Origin of the sequence: Streptomyces sp. NPDC088766 (genome assembly GCF_044750845.1) — a bacterium.
In the GTDB taxonomy this organism is placed as follows: domain Bacteria; phylum Actinomycetota; class Actinomycetes; order Streptomycetales; family Streptomycetaceae; genus Streptomyces.
Genome location: NZ_JBIVKQ010000014.1, coordinates 157759 through 175322, shown reverse-complemented (window position 1 = coordinate 175322; position 17564 = coordinate 157759). Strand labels below are relative to the sequence as shown.

At 73.5% G+C, this 17564-nt stretch carries 16 protein-coding genes and 1 pseudogene; 9 read left to right on the top strand and 8 right to left on the bottom strand.

The features are described from left to right. Positions 1-156 precede the first annotated feature (156 nt). The 3 genes from ACIP5W_RS21100 to ACIP5W_RS21090 form a co-directional block, all read right to left on the bottom strand. The gene (locus ACIP5W_RS21100; RefSeq protein ID WP_401475475.1) at positions 157-1491 is read right to left on the bottom strand and encodes a DUF2637 domain-containing protein; all 1335 of its coding nucleotides are present in this window, start codon (positions 1489-1491) and stop codon (positions 157-159) included. Positions 1492-1566: 75 nt separating this feature from the next. Beyond that, positions 1567-2526: a DUF3558 family protein gene (locus tag ACIP5W_RS21095; protein WP_401475472.1), complete on the bottom strand. Its 960-nt coding sequence runs from the start codon at positions 2524-2526 to the stop codon at positions 1567-1569. 119 nt (positions 2527-2645) lie between these two features. Further along, a complete protein-coding gene (locus tag ACIP5W_RS21090; protein ID WP_401475469.1) occupies positions 2646-3599 on the bottom strand; it encodes a DUF3558 domain-containing protein in 954 nt (317 codons plus the stop codon). Positions 3600-3697: 98 nt separating this feature from the next. On the opposite strand from ACIP5W_RS21090, the gene ACIP5W_RS21085 reads away from it, so the two are divergent. After that, positions 3698-4891: an RtcB family protein gene (locus ACIP5W_RS21085; RefSeq protein WP_401475466.1), complete on the top strand. Its 1194-nt coding sequence runs from the start codon at positions 3698-3700 to the stop codon at positions 4889-4891. Between the two features lie 71 nt (positions 4892-4962). Here the strand turns inward: ACIP5W_RS21085 and ACIP5W_RS21080 are convergent, their stop codons facing one another. The 3 genes from ACIP5W_RS21080 to ACIP5W_RS21070 are packed head-to-tail and all read right to left on the bottom strand — an operon-like array spanning position 4963 to position 6699. Further along, positions 4963-5718 (bottom strand): tyrosine-protein phosphatase, encoded by a 756-nt coding sequence (locus ACIP5W_RS21080; RefSeq protein ID WP_401475463.1) that lies wholly within the window; start codon positions 5716-5718, stop codon positions 4963-4965. Between the two features lie 28 nt (positions 5719-5746). Further along, positions 5747-5923: a hypothetical protein gene (locus tag ACIP5W_RS21075; protein WP_401475460.1), complete on the bottom strand. Its 177-nt coding sequence runs from the start codon at positions 5921-5923 to the stop codon at positions 5747-5749. Next, positions 5923-6699 carry an SDR family NAD(P)-dependent oxidoreductase gene (locus ACIP5W_RS21070; protein ID WP_401475457.1) on the bottom strand — a complete coding sequence of 259 codons (777 nt, stop codon included), beginning with the start codon at positions 6697-6699 and terminating at the stop codon, positions 5923-5925. The genes ACIP5W_RS21075 and ACIP5W_RS21070 overlap by 1 nt, the downstream gene beginning before the upstream one ends. 363 nt (positions 6700-7062) lie before the next feature. On the opposite strand from ACIP5W_RS21070, the gene ACIP5W_RS21065 reads away from it, so the two are divergent. Genes ACIP5W_RS21065 through ACIP5W_RS21055 form a run of 3 tightly spaced genes read left to right on the top strand, consistent with a single transcriptional unit; the run spans position 7063 to position 9310 of the window. Continuing rightward, positions 7063-7536 carry a MarR family winged helix-turn-helix transcriptional regulator gene (locus ACIP5W_RS21065; RefSeq protein ID WP_401475454.1) on the top strand — a complete coding sequence of 158 codons (474 nt, stop codon included), beginning with the start codon at positions 7063-7065 and terminating at the stop codon, positions 7534-7536. A gap of 2 nt (positions 7537-7538) precedes the next feature. Beyond that, positions 7539-8573 carry a permease gene (locus tag ACIP5W_RS21060; RefSeq protein WP_401475451.1) on the top strand — a complete coding sequence of 345 codons (1035 nt, stop codon included), beginning with the start codon at positions 7539-7541 and terminating at the stop codon, positions 8571-8573. Beyond that, a complete protein-coding gene (locus tag ACIP5W_RS21055; protein WP_401475448.1) occupies positions 8570-9310 on the top strand; it encodes a TIGR03943 family putative permease subunit in 741 nt (246 codons plus the stop codon). The genes ACIP5W_RS21060 and ACIP5W_RS21055 overlap by 4 nt, the downstream gene beginning before the upstream one ends. Here the strand turns inward: ACIP5W_RS21055 and ACIP5W_RS21050 are convergent. After that, positions 9280-9573: pseudogene (locus ACIP5W_RS21050) on the bottom strand (winged helix-turn-helix transcriptional regulator); the annotation flags it as partial. The gene ACIP5W_RS21055 and the pseudogene ACIP5W_RS21050 overlap by 31 nt on opposite strands. A gap of 389 nt (positions 9574-9962) precedes the next feature. Here ACIP5W_RS21050 and ACIP5W_RS21045 point away from each other — a divergent pair. The 5 genes from ACIP5W_RS21045 to ACIP5W_RS21025 all read left to right on the top strand — a co-directional run bounded on the left by ACIP5W_RS21045 (position 9963) and on the right by ACIP5W_RS21025 (position 14962). Then, positions 9963-11108 (top strand): LLM class flavin-dependent oxidoreductase, encoded by a 1146-nt coding sequence (locus ACIP5W_RS21045; RefSeq protein WP_401475445.1) that lies wholly within the window; start codon positions 9963-9965, stop codon positions 11106-11108. Then, entirely contained in the window at positions 11105-11698 is a 594-nt protein-coding gene (locus tag ACIP5W_RS21040; RefSeq protein WP_401475442.1) for an FMN reductase, read from the top strand. The genes ACIP5W_RS21045 and ACIP5W_RS21040 overlap by 4 nt, the downstream gene beginning before the upstream one ends. A 138-nt stretch (positions 11699-11836) precedes the next feature. Then, positions 11837-12628 carry a response regulator transcription factor gene (locus ACIP5W_RS21035; protein WP_401475440.1) on the top strand — a complete coding sequence of 264 codons (792 nt, stop codon included), beginning with the start codon at positions 11837-11839 and terminating at the stop codon, positions 12626-12628. Between the two features lie 10 nt (positions 12629-12638). Further along, positions 12639-14057, top strand: a complete 1419-nt coding sequence (locus ACIP5W_RS21030) for an ATP-binding protein (protein ID WP_401475437.1) — start codon at positions 12639-12641, stop codon at positions 14055-14057. 416 nt (positions 14058-14473) lie between these two features. Next, the gene (locus ACIP5W_RS21025) at positions 14474-14962 is read left to right on the top strand and encodes a hypothetical protein (protein ID WP_401475434.1); all 489 of its coding nucleotides are present in this window, start codon (positions 14474-14476) and stop codon (positions 14960-14962) included. A 331-nt stretch (positions 14963-15293) separates the two neighbouring features. Here the strand turns inward: ACIP5W_RS21025 and ACIP5W_RS21020 are convergent, their stop codons facing one another. Then, positions 15294-17222: a TRC40/GET3/ArsA family transport-energizing ATPase gene (locus tag ACIP5W_RS21020; protein ID WP_401475431.1), complete on the bottom strand. Its 1929-nt coding sequence runs from the start codon at positions 17220-17222 to the stop codon at positions 15294-15296. Between the last annotated feature and the right edge of the window lie 342 nt (positions 17223-17564).

The window sequence follows — 17564 nt, the reverse complement described above, 5'->3', positions numbered from 1 at the left end:
GGGGGGGGCCACCCGGGGCGGCGCCGCCCCCCCCGGGGGGGGGCGGGGGGCCGGGGGGGGGGGGGGGCCCGGCGGGGGGGGGGGCCCCCCCCGTCGGGGGGGGGGGCGCCGGGTGACCCCCGGGCGCCCCCCTCCCGTGTCCGTCACAGGGCCGGATCAGGCGATGTGGTCCTCTTCCAGCTCCGCGCCGTGACGCATCTGGAAGCGCTCCGCGAGCGCCTTCAGGGCACTCGGGCTCAGCGTCGTGCCGTACGTCGCCTGGATGTTGTCGCCCAGCACGCGCGGCGTCGGGTAACTGCCGTCTATCGACTGGCGGAAGACCTGGTAGTACGCCTCCTCGTCCGGCTCCGGGGCGCCGCCGCCCTCACCCAGCTCCCGGGTACGGCCGGGCGCCACCGGGATGGGGAAGGAACCGGTCTCCTCCGGGGAGGGCTCCTGCGCCGGGGGCTCCTCCTGGTACTGGTCCGCGTACTCCTCGGCCTGCTGCTGCTCCTCGTACCACCGGGCGTACTGCTCCGAGGGGTCGTAGGTGGGGTCGTAGCCGCCCTGGTACTGCACCTCGTGCGGCGACTGGAACCAGGGACTCTGGTCGTCCTCGGGCGGCTGCTCCGCCTGCTGGGGCTGCTGGGCCTGCTCCGCCTGCTGCCGGAACCGCTGCTGCGGCGCCTGTTGGCCGTGCTGCCCCTGCTGTCCCTGCTGCAGCTGTTGCTGTGCCGGGCCCGCCGACAGCTCCTGCAGCTCCTGCCGGGGTGCGAGAGCCTGCGGCTGCGGCTGCGTCGGCGCCGGGGGCAGCAGGGCCGGCTCGATCCCCGCTGCCGCCAGGCCCGCGGGGGCCGTCTCCGCCAGGGGAACGCCGTAGCGCGCCAGCCGCAACGGCATCAGGGACTCCACCGGAGCCTTGCGGCGCCAGGCACGGCCGAAGCGGGAACGCAGCCGGGCCTGGTAGACGAGACGTTCCTGCTCCAGCTTGATGACCTGCTCGTACGAGCGCAGCTCCCACAGCTTCATCCGGCGCCACAGCAGGAACGTCGGCACCGGGGACAGCAGCCAGCGGGTGAGCCGCACCCCCTCCATGTGCTTGTCGGCCGTGATGTCGGCGATCCGGCCGACCGCGTGCCGGGCCGCCTCGACGGACACCACGAACAGGATCGGGATCACCGAGTGCATGCCGACACCCAACGGGTCCGGCCAGGCCGCCGCGCCGTTGAACGCGATCGTCGCCGCCGTCAGCAGCCACGCCGTCTGCCGCAGCAGCGGGAAGGGGATGCGGATCCACGTCAGCAGCAGGTCCAGGGCCAGCAACACACAGATGCCCGCGTCGATGCCGATCGGGAACACGTACGAGAAGTTCCCGAAGCCCTTCTCGATGGCGAGCTCACGGACGGCCGCGTAGGAACCGGCGAAGCCGATCGCGGCGATGATCACGGCGCCGGTCACGACCACACCGATGAGAACGCGGTGCATCCGGGTCAGCTGGATTGGCGCGGCCACCCGTACTCCCCTCCCTTGCGTGTTGTTGCGCGCAACAGGGTGGCACATGTGTGCGGCTCACGCGTTGCCGGTACGTCAGCTCTTCTCGGCGGCCGCCGTCGAGGTCTTCTTCGCGACCGCCGCCGAGGCCGCCGCCGAGGGGGACGCCGACGCCGAGGCCGAGGGCGACGCCGACGGGGCCTTCGACGACGTCTTCGACGGCGCCGGGGACGACGAACTGCCGCTCGCACCCTCGCCGTTGGCCGCCTCGACCGACGCCACCGCCTCCTTCGCCGCCAGCTCCGCGGACTTCACCAGCGCGGCCGCGTCCGGCGTCTTCTCACCGGCCAGACCGGCACCGTTGTAGTCCAGCGTGACGACCACGTTCTCCACGCGCGCGACCACCGTCTGCTGCTTGAAGGCGCCCTCCGACTTCTTCAGGTCGTAGCGCACGGTCGTCGCCTGGTCGCCCGCCCCGGCGAGCGCCTGCGACTTCGCGTTCTTCGCCCCCGCCGTCGCCGACGCGCCCTGCACCTGCTTCGTGTAGTACTCCTGCGCCTGCTGCTCGCCACTGCTCGCCGCGTCCGTCTCGAAGCGGACCATCGAGACGTTCAGCCAGCGGAACTGCGAGCCCTTCACACCGTTGTTGTCCAGGCTGGACCAGGAACAGGAGGCCCGTGCCGCCCGGTCGCTCGACGTGCCCTCCTTCCCCTTGGCGGGGGCCTTCGGCACCAGCGAGGTCAGCGTCTTCTTCGACAGCACGCCGCACGCCTCGGGCAGCGTCCGGTACGCCGCCGCCTGCACGGTCGGCTCGGCACTCGGGGAGGCGGCGGCGGACGCGCCGCCGTCCTTCTGCTGCGCGGCGGAGTCGCCACCGGAGCCGGAGTCGGAGCCGGAGCCGGAGTCCGAGGAGCAGCCCGCGACGATCAGCATCACGGGGACCGCGGCCGCCGCGGCCAGGAGACGGTTCAAGCCTCCCGCACGTATCGCTCGCCGGTCTCGCCGGGCACGCTGGTCGTCTCGCTGGGCTCGTCGCTGCATGGTTCCTTCACTCATGACGCTCGTGGTTCCTGCGGTCGGATCGGGGTCCGGTGGGCCACGGTACGCGGTGAAGAAGCGGTGCGTTTCCGCTTCGGCGGCATCGCACGCGCGGGACCCGTGCGCGTGAAGTGGCCTCAGCCGGCCAGGGAGTCGGCGAGCTGCGCGGCCAGTTTCCGGGCGCTGTCCTGCATTTCCTTGCTGTCCGGGACGACGCCGAGGGACGTCGCCTGCTCCTCGTACTCGATGGTCACGATGACGTTGGACGTGCGGAACACCACAGTCACCGTGCGCTGTTTCGCCGTCGAACCGGAGCTGGCGAGCACGTCGTCGACGAAGGCCTCGTCCCCGAGATCGTCGAGGAGCCGGGACTGGAGGTCGGCGGAGGCGGAGGCCGAAGCAGAGGCGGAAGTGGAGGTGGAGGCAGACGTCGATGCCGAGGCGGACGGCGACGGGGAGGAGGACGAGGCGGAAGGGGCCGCCGTCGTACCGCCGGAGGGGGTGGCCGCGACGGCGGCCGGCCGCGACGCGGTGGGCGCGGGCAGGCCGGCCGCCGTCACCTTCCCGGCGAACAGCGTCTCGGCCTGGCTGTCGTCGCTGACCGCGTTGTCGTACGAGACCACCCGCTCGAAGTCGACGCTCAGGTGGTCGATGGCGTCGGTGGAGTCCACCTTCCAACGGCAGCCCGCCTTGCGGTCCGTGTCGAACGTCAGCGTCGCCTGTCCCTGGTAGGCGGTCTCGCGCTGTGTCTCGTCGGGGATCCGGACGATGCCCGGCAGAAGGGCGTCGAGGGTGCTGCGGCCCACCGCCCCGCAGGCCTCCGGGAGGGCGTCGTAGCGGCCCGGCTGAGCGGCGGCGGTCACGGTGCCGGCCTCGCCCGGATTGGAGTTGTCCGTCGGGCCGCCGTCGTCCGAACTGCTCGAGCAGCCGGCCAACAGGGCCGCGAGGAGCGCGGCGACGCCGGGTACGTACGCCTTCCGCTGCACGGTCGGCTCCTCTCGACGGTCACATCGTGGGTGGCAGGTCCAGTGTCCCCGCTGGTTATTCGCTTGCCGGACGGGGGCGGCACCGGCAGACAATGTGTATCGCACGCAACACCGTGGATGCCGGTCCGCCGTCCCTGTTGCCGACCTTGGCACCGTTTTTGCGATTCGAGACTTATGTTGTTTTCCGGGGGAATGAGGACGATATGTCGTACGTGGAGATGCCGGGCGCGAAGGTGCCGATCCGCATGTGGGCCGACCCCGCGACGGTCGAGGACGGCGCGCTCCAGCAGTTGCGCAACGTCGCCACCCTGCCGTGGATCAAGGGCCTGGCCGTGATGCCGGACGTCCATTACGGCAAGGGCGCGACGGTCGGATCGGTCATCGCCATGCAGGGCGCGGTGTGCCCGGCGGCGGTGGGGGTCGACATCGGCTGCGGGATGTCCGCGGTCAGGACGTCCCTGACGGCGAACGACCTGCCGGACGACCTGTCCCGGCTGCGCTCGAAGATCGAGCAGGCGATTCCGGTGGGGCGGGGGATGCACGACAGCCCGGTCGATCCGGGCCGGTTCCACGGCCTGGCCACCGGGGGGTGGGACGACTTCTGGGGGCGGTTCGGGGGGATCGCCGAATCGGTCAAATTCCGTCAGGAACGTGCCACGAAACAGATGGGGACGCTCGGATCAGGCAATCATTTTGTCGAGGTTTGCACGGACATGGCCGGTTCTGTCTGGTTGATGCTCCACTCCGGCTCCCGGAACATCGGAAAGGAACTCGCCGAGTTCCACATCGGCGTGGCGCAGAAACTCCCGCACAACCAGGGCCTGATCGACCGCGATCTCGCCGTGTTCGTCGCGGACACCCCGCAGATGGCGGCGTACCGCAACGACCTGTTCTGGGCACAGGAGTACGCGAAGCACAACCGCACGATCATGATGGCGCTTCTGGTGGACGTGATCCGCCGGGAGTTCAAGAAGGCCAAGCCCGCCTTCGAGAAGGAGATCAGCGCGCACCACAACTACGTTGCCGAGGAGCGCTACGACGGGATGGACCTGCTCGTGACCCGTAAGGGCGCGATCCGTGCCGGTTCCGGCGAGTACGGGATCATCCCCGGCTCCATGGGCACGGGTTCGTACATCGTGAAGGGCCTCGGGAACGAGAAGGCCTTCAACTCGGCGTCGCACGGGGCGGGTCGGCGCATGAGTCGGAGCGCCGCCAAGCGCCGCTTCACGACGAAGGACCTGGAGGAGCAGACACGGGGTGTGGAGTGCCGCAAGGACTCCGGCGTGGTGGACGAGATCCCGGGTGCCTACAAGCCCATCGAGCAGGTCATCGACCAGCAGCGGGACCTGGTGGAGGTCGTGGCGAAGCTGAAGCAGGTCGTCTGCGTGAAGGGCTGATCGCGTCGGTGGGGCGCGGCACACGGGCCGCGCCCCACCGGGCTGCCCGTGCGGGCAGCGGCGCCATGCCGTCAGGTGGCTTCGTCCGAGGGCTCCAGGAGGTTGTTCCGGAGGGTCGCGGACAGGCTTTCCGCGTTCATGCCGAGGGCCTTCTCGACGTAGCCCCGGGTGGAGCCGTAGCGGGACGCCAGTGCCTCCAGGTACAGGCGCATCACCGACGCGGGGGCGTGGGGGTAGTACGGCCAGGTGGGGGAGGCGCCGTCGTTGCGGGCACGCCAGTCCGCGAGGAGGGCGGGGGTGGCGAGTTCGGTGAGGGTGTAGTCCTCGGTGACCAGGTCGTCGTCGATGCCCAGGAGGGCGAGGACCAGGGCGGCCAGTTGGCCGGTGCGGTCCTTGCCGGAGGCGCAGTGGAAGACCAGGGGGGCGTCCGTCTCGGCGATGAGTCGCAGGGCTTCGCGGATCTCCTCGGTGCCGTCCTGCGCGACCTCCATGTACCGCTCGGCCAGGTAGGGGCCGGGTTCGACGTCGGGTGTCTGTGCCGCCTGGTCGTAGTAGCGGTGCTCGATGCTGAGGTTGCGGTACGTGAAGGAGGGGTGGGCCGGGACGCGGCCGGCGCGCTCCGCCTCCCAGGGATGGCGCAGGTCGATGACCGTGGCGATGCCCAGGGAGAGGAAGAGGTCCCAGTCGGGGGTGTCCGGGGCGAGTCTGCCCAGGGAGTCGGAGCGGTAGAGGCGGCCCGGACGGACGCGGTGGCGGCCGTCCGGGGTGCGGTAGCCGCCCAGGTCGCGGAAGTTGTGCAGGGTCTCGAAGGGGAGGTGTCTGTCCACACCGGTGAGGACCCGCGGGGTACGGGGCTCAGTTCCCGTGTCTCACCGCGTAGATCATCACGAAGGCGATGACGTGGATCCCGAAGAGGAAGTAGGCCAGGAAGTACCAGACCTGGCGTTCGTCCTTGGTCTCCTGGGCCAGGCGGCGTTGCTCCGCCGCCCGTTCGGGGGTCTGCGGGCTTGCCGTCCCGCCTGCGCCGGTCATCACGACTCCCGGTGGACCTTGGTGTTGGACGCCTGGGCGCGCGGGCGCAGGACCAGCAGGTCGACGTTGACGTGGCTGGGGCGGGTCACCGCCCAGGTGATCGTCTCGGCGACGTCGTCCGCGGTGAGGGGCTCGGCCACGCCCTCGTAGACCTTCGCGGCCCGGTCGGCGTCGCCGCCGAAGCGGGTCAGCGCGAACTCGTCGGTCCTGACCATGCCGGGGGCGATCTCGATGACGCGGACGGGCTGTCCGACGATCTCCAGGCGGAGGGTCTCGGCGAGGACGTGGGCGCCGTGCTTGGCGGCCACGTAGCCCGCGCCGCCCTCGTAGGTGCCGTGGCCGGCGGTGGAGGAGACCACGACGACCGTGCCGTCGCCGCTCGCGACCAGCTTGGGGAGCAGGGCCTGGGTGAGGTTGAGGGTGCCGATGACGTTGGTCTCGTACATCGTGCGCCAGTCGGCGGGGTCGCCGGTGGCGACCGGGTCGGCGCCGAGCGCTCCGCCCGCGTTGTTGACCAGGACGCCGACGGTCCGGAACGCCGTCGCGAACTCGTCGACGGCGGCGCGGTCGGTGACGTCCAGCTGGTAGGCGGTCGCGGAGCCGCCCGCCGCGGTGATCTCCTCGGCGAGGGCCTCGATGCGGTCCTTGCGGCGGGCGGTGAGGACGACGCGGTAGCCGGCCGCGGCGAGCTGCCGGGCGGTGGCGGCGCCGATGCCGCTGCTCGCGCCCGTGACGACGGCGATGCGGGACGCGGCGGGCGGGGCGGCGGTGGCCATGGGGGCTGCTCCTCGGTTCCTCGGGCGGGGCGGACGTACGGAGAACGCGGGCGGTCGAACGCCTGCCCGGTCAGGATAGGCGGGTTTGTGCGCTCGCTGTCCGCGGTGCCCACAGGGTGACGGCCGTACCGGACGAGCCGGGTGCCGCCGATCGCGAAGAGGGCGGCGACGGTGGAGAGGGCGGCGACGGTGAGGAGGGCGGCGGAGTGCGGTGCGGGCTCGGCGGCGGCTTCGCACGGGGTGGGTCCTCGGTCCCGGTGGCCGGTGGTGGCCGGTGGTGGGCCGGGGGCCCGCGCTGTCGGCCGGCCCGGCCCGGGTACGTCGTACGATCTGCGGACGGCGCTACGAAGGGGTGTGCGGGCGATGTCGGGGAACGTGCGGTCGCGGCTGCTCGACGAGTTGTCCGTCGTCTCCCGGCGGTATGTCGCGGCGTTCGCGCTGTTCAACCAGGCGGTCGCGGACCGGCTGGGGCTGCACCCGACCGACCTGCAGTGTCTGAACCTGCTCTCGCTGGAGCGGGAGCCGGTGACGGCGGGCCGGGTCGCGGAGCTGACGGGGCTGACCACGGGGTCGGCGACGCGGCTGGTGGACCGGCTGGAGAAGGCGGGATACGTCGTGCGGAAGCGGGACGCGGCGGACCGGCGGCGGGTGCTGGTGGCGACGGTGCCGGAGCGGATCGCCGAGTTCGGGCGGACCTGGGAGCGGCTGGGCGGCGACTGGAGTCCGCTCTTCGAGGATCTGGACGACGCGGAGCTGGCGGTGATCGTGCGGCACATGGGGCGGACGGTGGAGTTCAGCGGGGAGCAGGTCGGGCGGCTGCGGGGAGGGCTGGTGTAGGCATGCGGACGGTCCAGGACAGCCGGGTGGGGGACGGCGGCCGCATACCGGCCGAGGGGGCGGGGCCGGGTGCCGGGCGGGCGCTGCCGCGGAACTGGCCGCTGCTGCTGGTCGGTGCCGCCGTGCTGCCGGGTGCGGTGCTGGTGCTGGTCGGCCGGTCACTGGAGGATCCGGCCGTGCAGGCGTGGCGGACGGTGTGTCTCGCGGTGACCGTGCAGGCGCTGCCGTTCCTGCTGCTGGGTACGGCGCTGTCCGGGGCGATCAACGCGTTCGTGCCGGCGAGCGTCTTCAACCGGCTGCTGCCGAAGCGGGCCGCGCTCGCGGTGCCGGTCGCGGGGGCGGCGGGGGTGGTGCTGCCGGGCTGCGAGTGCGCGTCGGTGCCGGTGGCGAACAGCCTGATCGGGCGGGGTGTGAATCCGGCCGCGGCGTTCGCGTTCCTGCTGTCGGCACCCGCGGTGAACCCGGTCGTGCTGACCGCCACGGCGATCGCGTTCCCCGGCAGTCCGGAGATGGTACTGGCCCGGTTGCTGGCCTCGCTGGTGACGGCGGCGGTGATGGGCTGGCTGTGGCTGTGGCGGGGGCGCGAGGAGTGGCTGAAGCCGGCGGTGCGGCACACCGGGCACCGGCCGGGGCACAGTCGCTGGACGGAGTTCCGGCGCGGTTTCCAGCACGACTTCCTGCATGCGGGGGGTTTCCTGGTGGTGGGGGCGATGGCGGCGGCGACGTTCAACGTGGCCGTGCCGCGCTCGGTGGTGGACACCTTCTCCGACTCGCCGTGGCTGTCGGTGCTGTTCCTGGCGGTGCTGGCGATCGTGCTGGCGGTGTGTTCGGAGGCCGACGCGTTCGTGGCGGCCTCGCTCAGCGGGTTCTCGCCGACGGCGCGGCTGACGTTCATGGTGGTCGGCCCGATGGTCGACCTGAAGCTGATCGCCCTCCAGGCGGGCACCTTCGGGCGGGCCTTCGCGGTCCGGTTCTCCGCCGCCACCGCCGTCGTCGCGGTGGTGTGCGGCGTGGTCGTGGGAGGGGTCCTGCTGTGAAGCGGTTCGTGCAGGTGGCGCTGCTGGTGCTGAGCGGTTCCGGGGTGCTGCGGGTCTCGCTGTTCTCGGAGGCGTACCTGAGGTACGTGAAGGAGGGGATGCGGCCGCTGCTGATCGCCTCGGGGGTGCTGCTGATCCTGCTGGGGGCGGCGGAGGCGTGGTCGGCCCGGCGGCCGGCGGAGCGGCCCGCGGAGGACGGCGACGGTCACGGGCACGATCACTCGGGTGTGCCCCGGGTCGCCTGGCTGCTGTTCCTGCCCGCGCTGAGCCTGCTGTTCTACGCCCCGCCCGCGCTCGGTTCCTACACCGCCTCGCGGGAGGCGCCCAAGGCGGTCGCGGTGGTCGCCGAGGACGGCTTCGACCCGCTGCCCGCGACCTCGCCGCTGCCGATCACGCTGACCGACTTCACCCAGCGGGTGCAGCAGGACGAGGCGCGGGCCATCCAGGGGCGCACGGTGCGGATGACCGGTTTCGTCACGCCCGCGGGAGAGGGCGGGGGCTGGTACCTGACGCGGATCATGCTGTCGTGCTGTGCGGCGGACGCGCAGTCCGTGAAGGTGCGGGTGTACGGCGTGCAGGCGCCGAAGGCCGACACCTGGGTCACGGTGACGGGGACCTGGCACGCGCAGGGCACGCTGGGTACGTCCTCGGCGGCGGTCGCGCTGGACGGTCGTACCGTCGCGGAGGTGGAGCGGCCGGTGAACGGCTACACCGACGCGCTGCCGCTGGGGTCGTAGCGGGGCCGGCCGGCGGTGTCGTGGCGCTCGCGGGCGGCGTGGACCTCGTCGAAGCGGGTCCCTGCCCAGTCCTTCACGGCGACCGGCAGCGGGGCGAGGTCGCTGCCGGTCGGGGTGAGGGCGTGGTCGACGCGGACCGGCACGGACGGGGTGACCGTGCGGGTGGGGACGCCGTCGCGTTCCAGGGTGCGCAGGGTCCGGGTGAGCATCTCGGGACCGACGCCGACGATCTTGCGGGCGGGGTCGCCGTGGCGCATCGGGCCGGGGCGAGGGCGGACACGACCCGAGGTGTTCTCGCCGGCCGGCGCGGCCAAGGCGCACGCCCGCCCGGCGGAGGGCGGGCTGCGGGGGCGGTTCGTCCTCGTCCCTTGGAGGGGGCGGGCTGCGGGGCGGCTCGTCCTGGTCCCGTGCGGCGGGGCGGCACTCCTGGCGGACGCCCCGGCGGGACGCCCAGGCCGTCGGTGGTGCGCCCGTCGTGGTCTCGTCGGCGGGAGCGTGCCGGGACCGGGGGCGTGCCGGGATCGGGGCGTGCCGGTACCGGGGGGTGTGCCGGGATCGGGGGCGGGCCGCCTGCGGTGAAGCGGAATACGGGGTGCGGGGTCGCTGTTGGGCGGTATAGTTGAACCGTCAACAACTTGGAGGGTGAGCGGCCATGCAGTTCGGGATCTTCACGGTCGGCGATGTCACGCCGGACCCCACCACGGGGCGTACGCCGACCGAGCGCGAGCGGATCAAGGCCATGGTCGCCATCGCGCTGAAGGCCGAGGAGGTCGGCCTGGACGTCTTCGCCACGGGTGAGCACCACAACCCGCCGTTCGTGCCGTCGTCCCCGACGACGATGCTCGGCTACATCGCCGCGCGGACGGAGAAGCTGATCCTGTCCACCTCCACGACGCTGATCACCACGAACGACCCGGTGAAGATCGCCGAGGACTTCGCGATGCTCCAGCACCTCGCCGACGGGCGCGTCGACCTGATGATGGGCCGCGGCAACACCGGCCCGGTCTACCCCTGGTTCGGCCAGGACATCCGCGAGGGCATCAACCTCGCCATCGAGAACTACAACCTGGTGCACCGGCTGTGGCGCGAGGACGTCGTCGACTGGGAGGGCAAGTTCCGCACCGCGCTCCAGGGCTTCACCTCGACGCCCCGGCCGCTGGACGGCGTCGCGCCGTTCGTCTGGCACGGCTCCATCCGCTCGCCGGAGATCGCCGAACAGGCCGCGTTCTACGGCGACGGCTTCTTCCACAACAACATCTTCTGGCCGGCCGACCACACCAGGCGGATGGTCGAGCTGTACCGGGCCCGCTACGCCCACTACGGGCACGGCACCCCCGAGCAGGCGATCGTCGGCCTCGGCGGACAGGTCTTCATGCGGAAGAACTCGCAGGACGCGGTGCGCGAGTTCCGGCCGTACTTCGACAACGCGCCGGTCTACGGGCACGGGCCGTCCCTGGAGGACTTCACCGACCAGACCCCGCTGACCGTCGGCTCGCCGCAGCAGGTCATCGAGAAGACGCTGGCGTTCCGGGAGTACGCCGGTGACTACCAGCGCCAGCTGTTCCTGATGGACCACGCCGGACTGCCGCTGAAGACCGTGCTGGAGCAGCTCGACATGCTGGGCGAGGAGGTCGTGCCGGTGCTGCGCGAGGAGTTCGCCAAGGGCCGCCCGGCCGACGTGCCGGACGCGCCGACCCACCGGTCGCTCCTGGCCGCCAAGAACGCCGCCGCCGGGAATGCCGCCAAGAACGCCGCCACGCAGGACGCCGCCGCTCAGGACAAGGAGACCGTCGCATGAAGCTCGTCGTCGTCTCGGCGGGACTGAGCGTCCCGTCGTCCACCCGCCTGCTGACCGACCGGCTCGCCGCGGCCACCACCGGACGCACCGCGGCCGACGTGCAGGTCGTGGAGCTGCGCGACCTCGCCGTCGAGATCGCCCACCACCTCACCAACGGATTCCCCGGTCGCAAACTGGCCGCCGCGCTGGAGGCGGTCACAGCGGCGGACGGGCTGATCGTGGTCACCCCGGTGTTCTCGGCGTCGTACAGCGGACTGTTCAAGTCCTTCTTCGACGTCCTCGACAAGGACGCGCTGACCGGCAAGCCCGTGCTGATCGCGGCCACCGGCGGCACGGCCCGGCACTCGCTGGTGCTCGAGCACGCGCTGCGGCCCCTGTTCGCCCACCTGCGGGCCGTCGTCGTCCCGACCGGTGTCTACGCCGCCTCCGAGGACTGGGGCGCCGAGGGCCTGCCCGAGCGGATCGAGCGGGCCGCCGGGGAACTGGCCGCGCTGATGAGCGGCCTGGCGGCGGCCCGGCCCGCCGTGAAGGACGAGTTCGCGGTGGTGCCGTTCGCGGAGCAGCTCACGGCCCTGCGGCCGGCGGGCTGAGCGGGCCGAGCGGGCCTGGGCGGGCCGAGCGGATCGAGGTGGGCCGAGCGGGCCGGGGCGGGTGAGAGGCACGTAAGAAGGGCGCCCGGTGAGCCGCCCGTCACGGCGTGGGACCGTGACGGCTGGGAGACTGGGCGCGTGCCCCACAAGCTGCTGCTCGCCGAAGACGACCGCGCCATCCGTCACGCCCTGGAACGCGCGCTGACCCTGGAGGGCTACCAGGTCACCGCGGTCGCCGACGGCGTCGAGGCCCTGGCGCACGCCCACAAGTCGCCGCCGGACGTCCTCGTCCTGGACGTGATGATGCCCGGCATCGACGGCCTCCAGGTCTGCCGGGTGCTGCGCGCCGAGGGCGACCGCACCCCGATCCTGATGCTCACGGCGCTCGTGGAGACCGCCGACCGGATCGCGGGCCTGGACGCGGGCGCCGACGACTACGTGGTCAAGCCCTTCGACGTCGAGGAGGTCTTCGCCCGGCTGCGCGCCCTGCTCCGCCGCACCGGTTCCGGCGCGCCGGCCGACGCGCGGAAGCACGCCGCCGGTACGGACCCCGCCGGTACCGACACCGCCGGGACGGACACCACGGCGGGTGCCCCGCAGGACGCGGCCCCGGGAGCGGTGGCCGCCGCGCGTTCCCTGGAGGCGGCCGGACTGCGCATGGACCCGCAGGCGCGGCGGGCCTGGCGCGGGGAGCGCGAGCTGGAACTGACCCGCACCGAGTTCGAGCTGCTGGAACTGCTGGTGCGCAACGCCGGCATCGTCCTCGACCACTCCACGATCTACGACCGCATCTGGGGCTACGACTTCGGCCCCGGCTCCAAGAACCTCGCCGTCTACGTCGGCTACCTCCGCCGCAAACTCGACGGACCCGGCGCCCCGCAGCTGATCCACACCGTGCGGGGCGTGGGCTACGTACTGCGGGAAGACTGAGGCGCACCCCGTGACCGGACCGCTCCGCCGATGGCTGTCCCGGCGGCGCCCGCAGGCCGTCTCGCTGCGCACCACCTTCGCGGTGTCCTTCGCGGCGGTGACGGCGGCCGTCACCGTCGTCGTCGGCGTCCTGTCGTACAACGCCGCCGCCCGTTTGGTGCGGGTGGACCAGGAGTCCGTCTTCGACGAGGTCGTGCAGGACCTGCGCGACGAGGTGCGGGACCGGGCGATGGACCCCGCCGACTTCTCCTCCGCCGCGCCCGGCCACGACATCGTGCGCCCGGCCCGCACCGACGTGCAGGTGCTGGGGGCGGACGGGACCGTCGTCGACCCCGGCAACCCGGGGCTGCCCGTGAAGGACACCGACCGGGAGATCGCCGCGGCGGCGGTCGCGGGCACGATCGTCGAGCACAAGGACGTCGACGTGGGCAGCGACGTCTACCGGGTCGCCACCGTCGCCCTCGGCGGCGGCCGGGGCGCGGTGCAGATCGCCCAGGAGTTCAGCGACACCGAGGACCTGCTGCGGGCGCTCCAGCAGCGCACGCTGCTCCTGATGGCCGCGGTCGTGACGGCGGCCGGGCTGTCCGGCTGGTGGCTGGCCCGGCGCATCACCCACCGCCTGGTCATGCTGACGACCGCCGCCGAGGACGTCGCGCGCACCCGCCGCCTCGGCGTCCAGGTGCCCGTCACCGGCTACGACGAGGTGGGGCGCCTCGGCCGCGCCTTCGACCGCATGCTGGGGCGTCTCGCCCAGTCCGAGGAGGACCAGCGGAGGCTGGTCCAGGACGCCGGACACGAGCTGCGGACGCCGCTGACCTCGCTGCGGACCAACATCTCGCTGCTGCGCCGCATCGACGAACTGCCGCCCGCCACCCGGGACGAACTCGTGGCCGACCTAGGCCAGGAGGCGCGCGAACTGACCGACCTGGTCAACGAGCTGGTGGACCTCGCCGCCGGGCAGTCGGACACCGAGCCGCCGCAACGCATCGACCTCGCCGACCTGGCCGAGGACGTGGCGGGGCTCGCGCGTCGCCGTACCGGGCGGCGGATCGTGGTCCGCGCCACCGGCGACACCACCACCGACGGGCGGCCCGGCATGCTCCAGCGGGCGCTGTCCAACCTGGTGGAGAACGCCGCCAAGTTCGACCGCGAGGGCCGCGAGCCCATCGAGATCAGGGTGACCGGCCCGGACCTTCCGGGCACCGTCCGCGTCGAGGTCCTCGACCGCGGGCCCGGCATCACCGAGACCGACCTCACCCGCGTCTTCGACCGCTTCTACCGCGCCGCGGACGCCCGCTCCCTGCCCGGTTCGGGGCTCGGCCTCTCGATCGTCCGGGAGGTCGCGCTGGCGCACGGGGGAGCGGCCTTCGCCTTCCGCAGGGCGGGCGGCGGCGCGGTGACCGGGTTCACGGTGGGCGGGGCGGAGTAGGCGGCCCCCTTGCCGTGCCGGACCTCCCCGACGGGCCGGTGGGTGACGCCGACGGTGAAGCCTACGGAGCCCGCGCCGCAGATCTCCGCCCGCTCGGTGGACGGCAGGACGACGAAGCCGTGGACGAACCGGGTCCGGACCGAGCAGCACCCGGTGCCGGTACCGGCACCGGGTGCTCGCGGTGGCCGGGCCTGGCCGGGCCTGGCCGGGCCGGCGCCGGACAGGGAGCGGGCCGCTCCGGATGGTCTCCGTGTGAGCGATGGTGCGGCGTGCCGCGAAACGGGATCATCGTGTCCATGACGCACGAGGAGCCGCCAGGACGTCTCCGGACGTACCTCCGGCAAGGTGACGAGAACACGACCACCGGCCCCCCGGCGGAGCAGGCCCCCGCGACCCCCGTGCCCCCCGCGCCCCCCGTGACGACCATCGCGGTGACCGGACACACCGACCTCACCGAGGACAGCGTCCCGCTGGTCCGCGCGGCCCTCGACGACCTGCTCCGGCGTCACGGCGCCCGTGGCGCCCTCGTCGGGGTGTCCTGCATCGCGGAGGGCGCCGACTCCGTCTTCGCCGAGGCCGTGCTGGCGGCGGGCGGCCGGCTGACCGTCGTCGTCCCGTCCCGCGACTACCGCCGCACCAAGGTCCGCCCCGGCCACGCCGCCCGCTTCGACCACCTCGTCGGGGCCGCCCACGAGGTCGTCGTCCTGCCCCGCGAGCGGGCCGACCGGCAGGCCTACGAGGCCGCCAACGCCGTCCTCGTCGAACGCGCCGACCACCTGGTCGCCGTCTGGAACGGCGAGCCGCCGGGGGGCAAGGGCGGTGGCACGGCCGACGCGGTCCTGGACGCGCGGGCGGCGGGGGTGCCGGTGGAGGTGGTGTGGCCGGAGGGGGTGCGCAGAAGGTGAGGGCCGGCGGGCCGGCGGGACGCGACGGGCCAGGACCGCGCGCCCGCGCTGTTCCGGTTCGGCCGGCAGCCCTCGCGAGGGCTCGCCGGGGCTCCGGCGCAGGACGGCTTTCCCCGGGACGGGCAGGACGGCCGGCCGGTCGGGGGCGCGACCGGCACGGTCGCCTCCCGTCGCGCCGAACCGGTCGTGCGCCGGACCGGCCCGGTGCACCGCGACGGTGAGCGGCTGCCGACCCGAGGGCCCGACGGCGGTACCGGAAGTACTCCGGCACCACCGCCGGGACTCTCCGGCACAGCGGCGATCGGCGACGCCGCCGCCGCACGAGGCCGGATCACACAGCGGCGTCTGCGCGGCCGGCGAACGCGGCCGGCCGGTGGCGGCCGGCCGGCGGCTGCGCCTGCCACGGCAGCAGCCAGGCGCGCGACGCCAGGCCTCCGGCGATCCGCCGCAGCTGCGGTCCCTCCAGCGCGGCGCGGGCGCGCAGCAGCGGGTCCCGGGTGCCGCTGCCGGTCAGCGACGCGTTGACCACCCAGCCGTACGGCTCGATACCGGCCCGGCGCAGGTCCTCCTGGAGCACGGCGGCCTCCGAGACGGGGGTGACCTCGGGCAGCGTGACGACGAGCACGCGCGTGCGCGCCGGGTCCCGCAGCCTCATCAGCGGCGTGGTGATCCGGCCGTGCACCTGGGCGGCGCCTGCCATGACCTGCCGGTGGTAGGAGCCGGTCAGGTCCAGCAGCCGCAGGGTGTGCCCGCTGGGAGCCGTGTCGACGACCACGAACCGGCCGTGTCCCGCCTGGTTCAACAGCCCCGAGAACGCGCCGAAGACCGCCACCTCCGCGTAGCACGGCGAGCGCAGGTCCTCCTCCAGCAGCGCCCGGCGCTCCGGCCCGAGCCGCTCGGCCGCCCGGAGCCGTCCGGCGGTGTACCGGGTCAGCTCCTCTTCCGGGTCGATCCGGCTGACGGTCAGCGACCCGTCCCGGCCTGAGCCGGTGTGCGGTGCGGACTCGCCGGTGCCGAGAAGCTCGGCGGGCCGCCCGGCCGGGTCGGTGGTGGACAGGTGGACCTCGTGCCCGCGCCGCACCAGTCCCGTCGCGATCGCGGCCGCGATCGTCGTCTTGCCGACGCCGCCCTTGCCCACGACCAGGACGGCTCCCGGCTCCCCGGCCGCCAGTTCGTCCACGAGGGCGTCGAACGCGGGCAGTGCCACGCCCTCCGGTGCCTCCGCGCCCTTGGACGAAGGCGCGATCGGGCCGGTCGGGCGACCGGCGTCCGCGTCCGCGGGTGCGTCCGCGGGTGCGTCCGCGGGTGCGGGGAGGCCGGTGCGCAGGGCGCGGAGGGCGGGCACTCCCGTGAGGTCCGCCGCGGACAGCTCGACCGATGCCGCCGGTATCCCGCGCAGCCCCTGAGGCAGGTCTGCCAGTGCCGCCCGCTGCCGTGCGGCCAGGGCCTGCGCGACGGCATCGGCGGCGAGCGGGCGGCTGAACAGGCCGTTGACGATCAGGCGCTGGTTGCGGATGCCCTGGGCCGCCAGCTCCGCCGCCGCCCGCGCCGCCTCCGCGAGGGCCCCGGAATCGGGCCGGCTGACCAGCACCATGGTCGTACGGGCCGGGTCGCCGAGCTCGTCCACCGCCTGCTGGTACTGCTCCCGCTGTGACGCGAGCCCCGAGCGCGGCCCCAGGCAGCCGGCGCCGGCGGCATCGCTGGTCTCGATGTACTCGGACCAGGCGCCGGGCAGGTTCAGCAGCCGCAGCGTGTGACCGGTGGGCGCGGTGTCGAACAGCACGTGGTCGTGGAGCCCCACGGTCTCGGGACGGGCGATCAGCTGGGTGAAGCGGTCGAAGGCCGCCACCTCGACCGTGCACTCTCCCGCCATCTGTTCCCCGATGCCGCGCAGCTCCTCCGCGGTGACCACGCCGCGGTAGGGCCCGAGCACCCGCTCGCGGTACCGGGCCGCCGCCTCCTCGGGATCGAGATTCATCACGGCGAGGCCGGGAACCCCCGGCACCGTGCTCGGTTCCGGGCCCACGGGGGCACCGAGCAGGTCACCCAGGTTGGACGCCGGGTCGGTGCTGACGAGCAGGACCCGCCTGCCGGCGTCGGCCAGGGCCACGGCAGCGGTCCCGGCGACGGTGGTCTTGCCGACCCCTCCCTTGCCGGTGAAGAAGACGAACGGGGTGGGCCAGGAGGCCCAGTCGAGGGCCGGCGGGGCAGCATCCTGCACGGCGGCCCGCGGGCCCGTGCTGACGGCATGAGCGCTCATGGCGTACGACTCCCGTCTCCCGCCGGAACGGCCCACGGCACCGGGCCGCCCCTGTTCCCATTCTCCCCGCTCGGCGCCTCCGACGCGGATGGCGGCGGGCCCGTCCCGCCGCTTCCCGGTCAGCCGCTCGCAGGACCGCGGCGGCGCGTGACGGTCCCGGCCCTCGTCACATCGCGGCCGGCGGGACGGTCAGCGGCCTTCCGGCCGGCGGAACGGCCGACGGCCCGCCCGTCGTGGCCGGCAGGGAAGGCCCGACGCGGTGGTGGACCCGGGGACCGCGCCGCTCCGAGGTGAGCAGCCGGCCTCCTTCAGCTTCTGCGCGGTGCCGGAGCACCGGCAGCT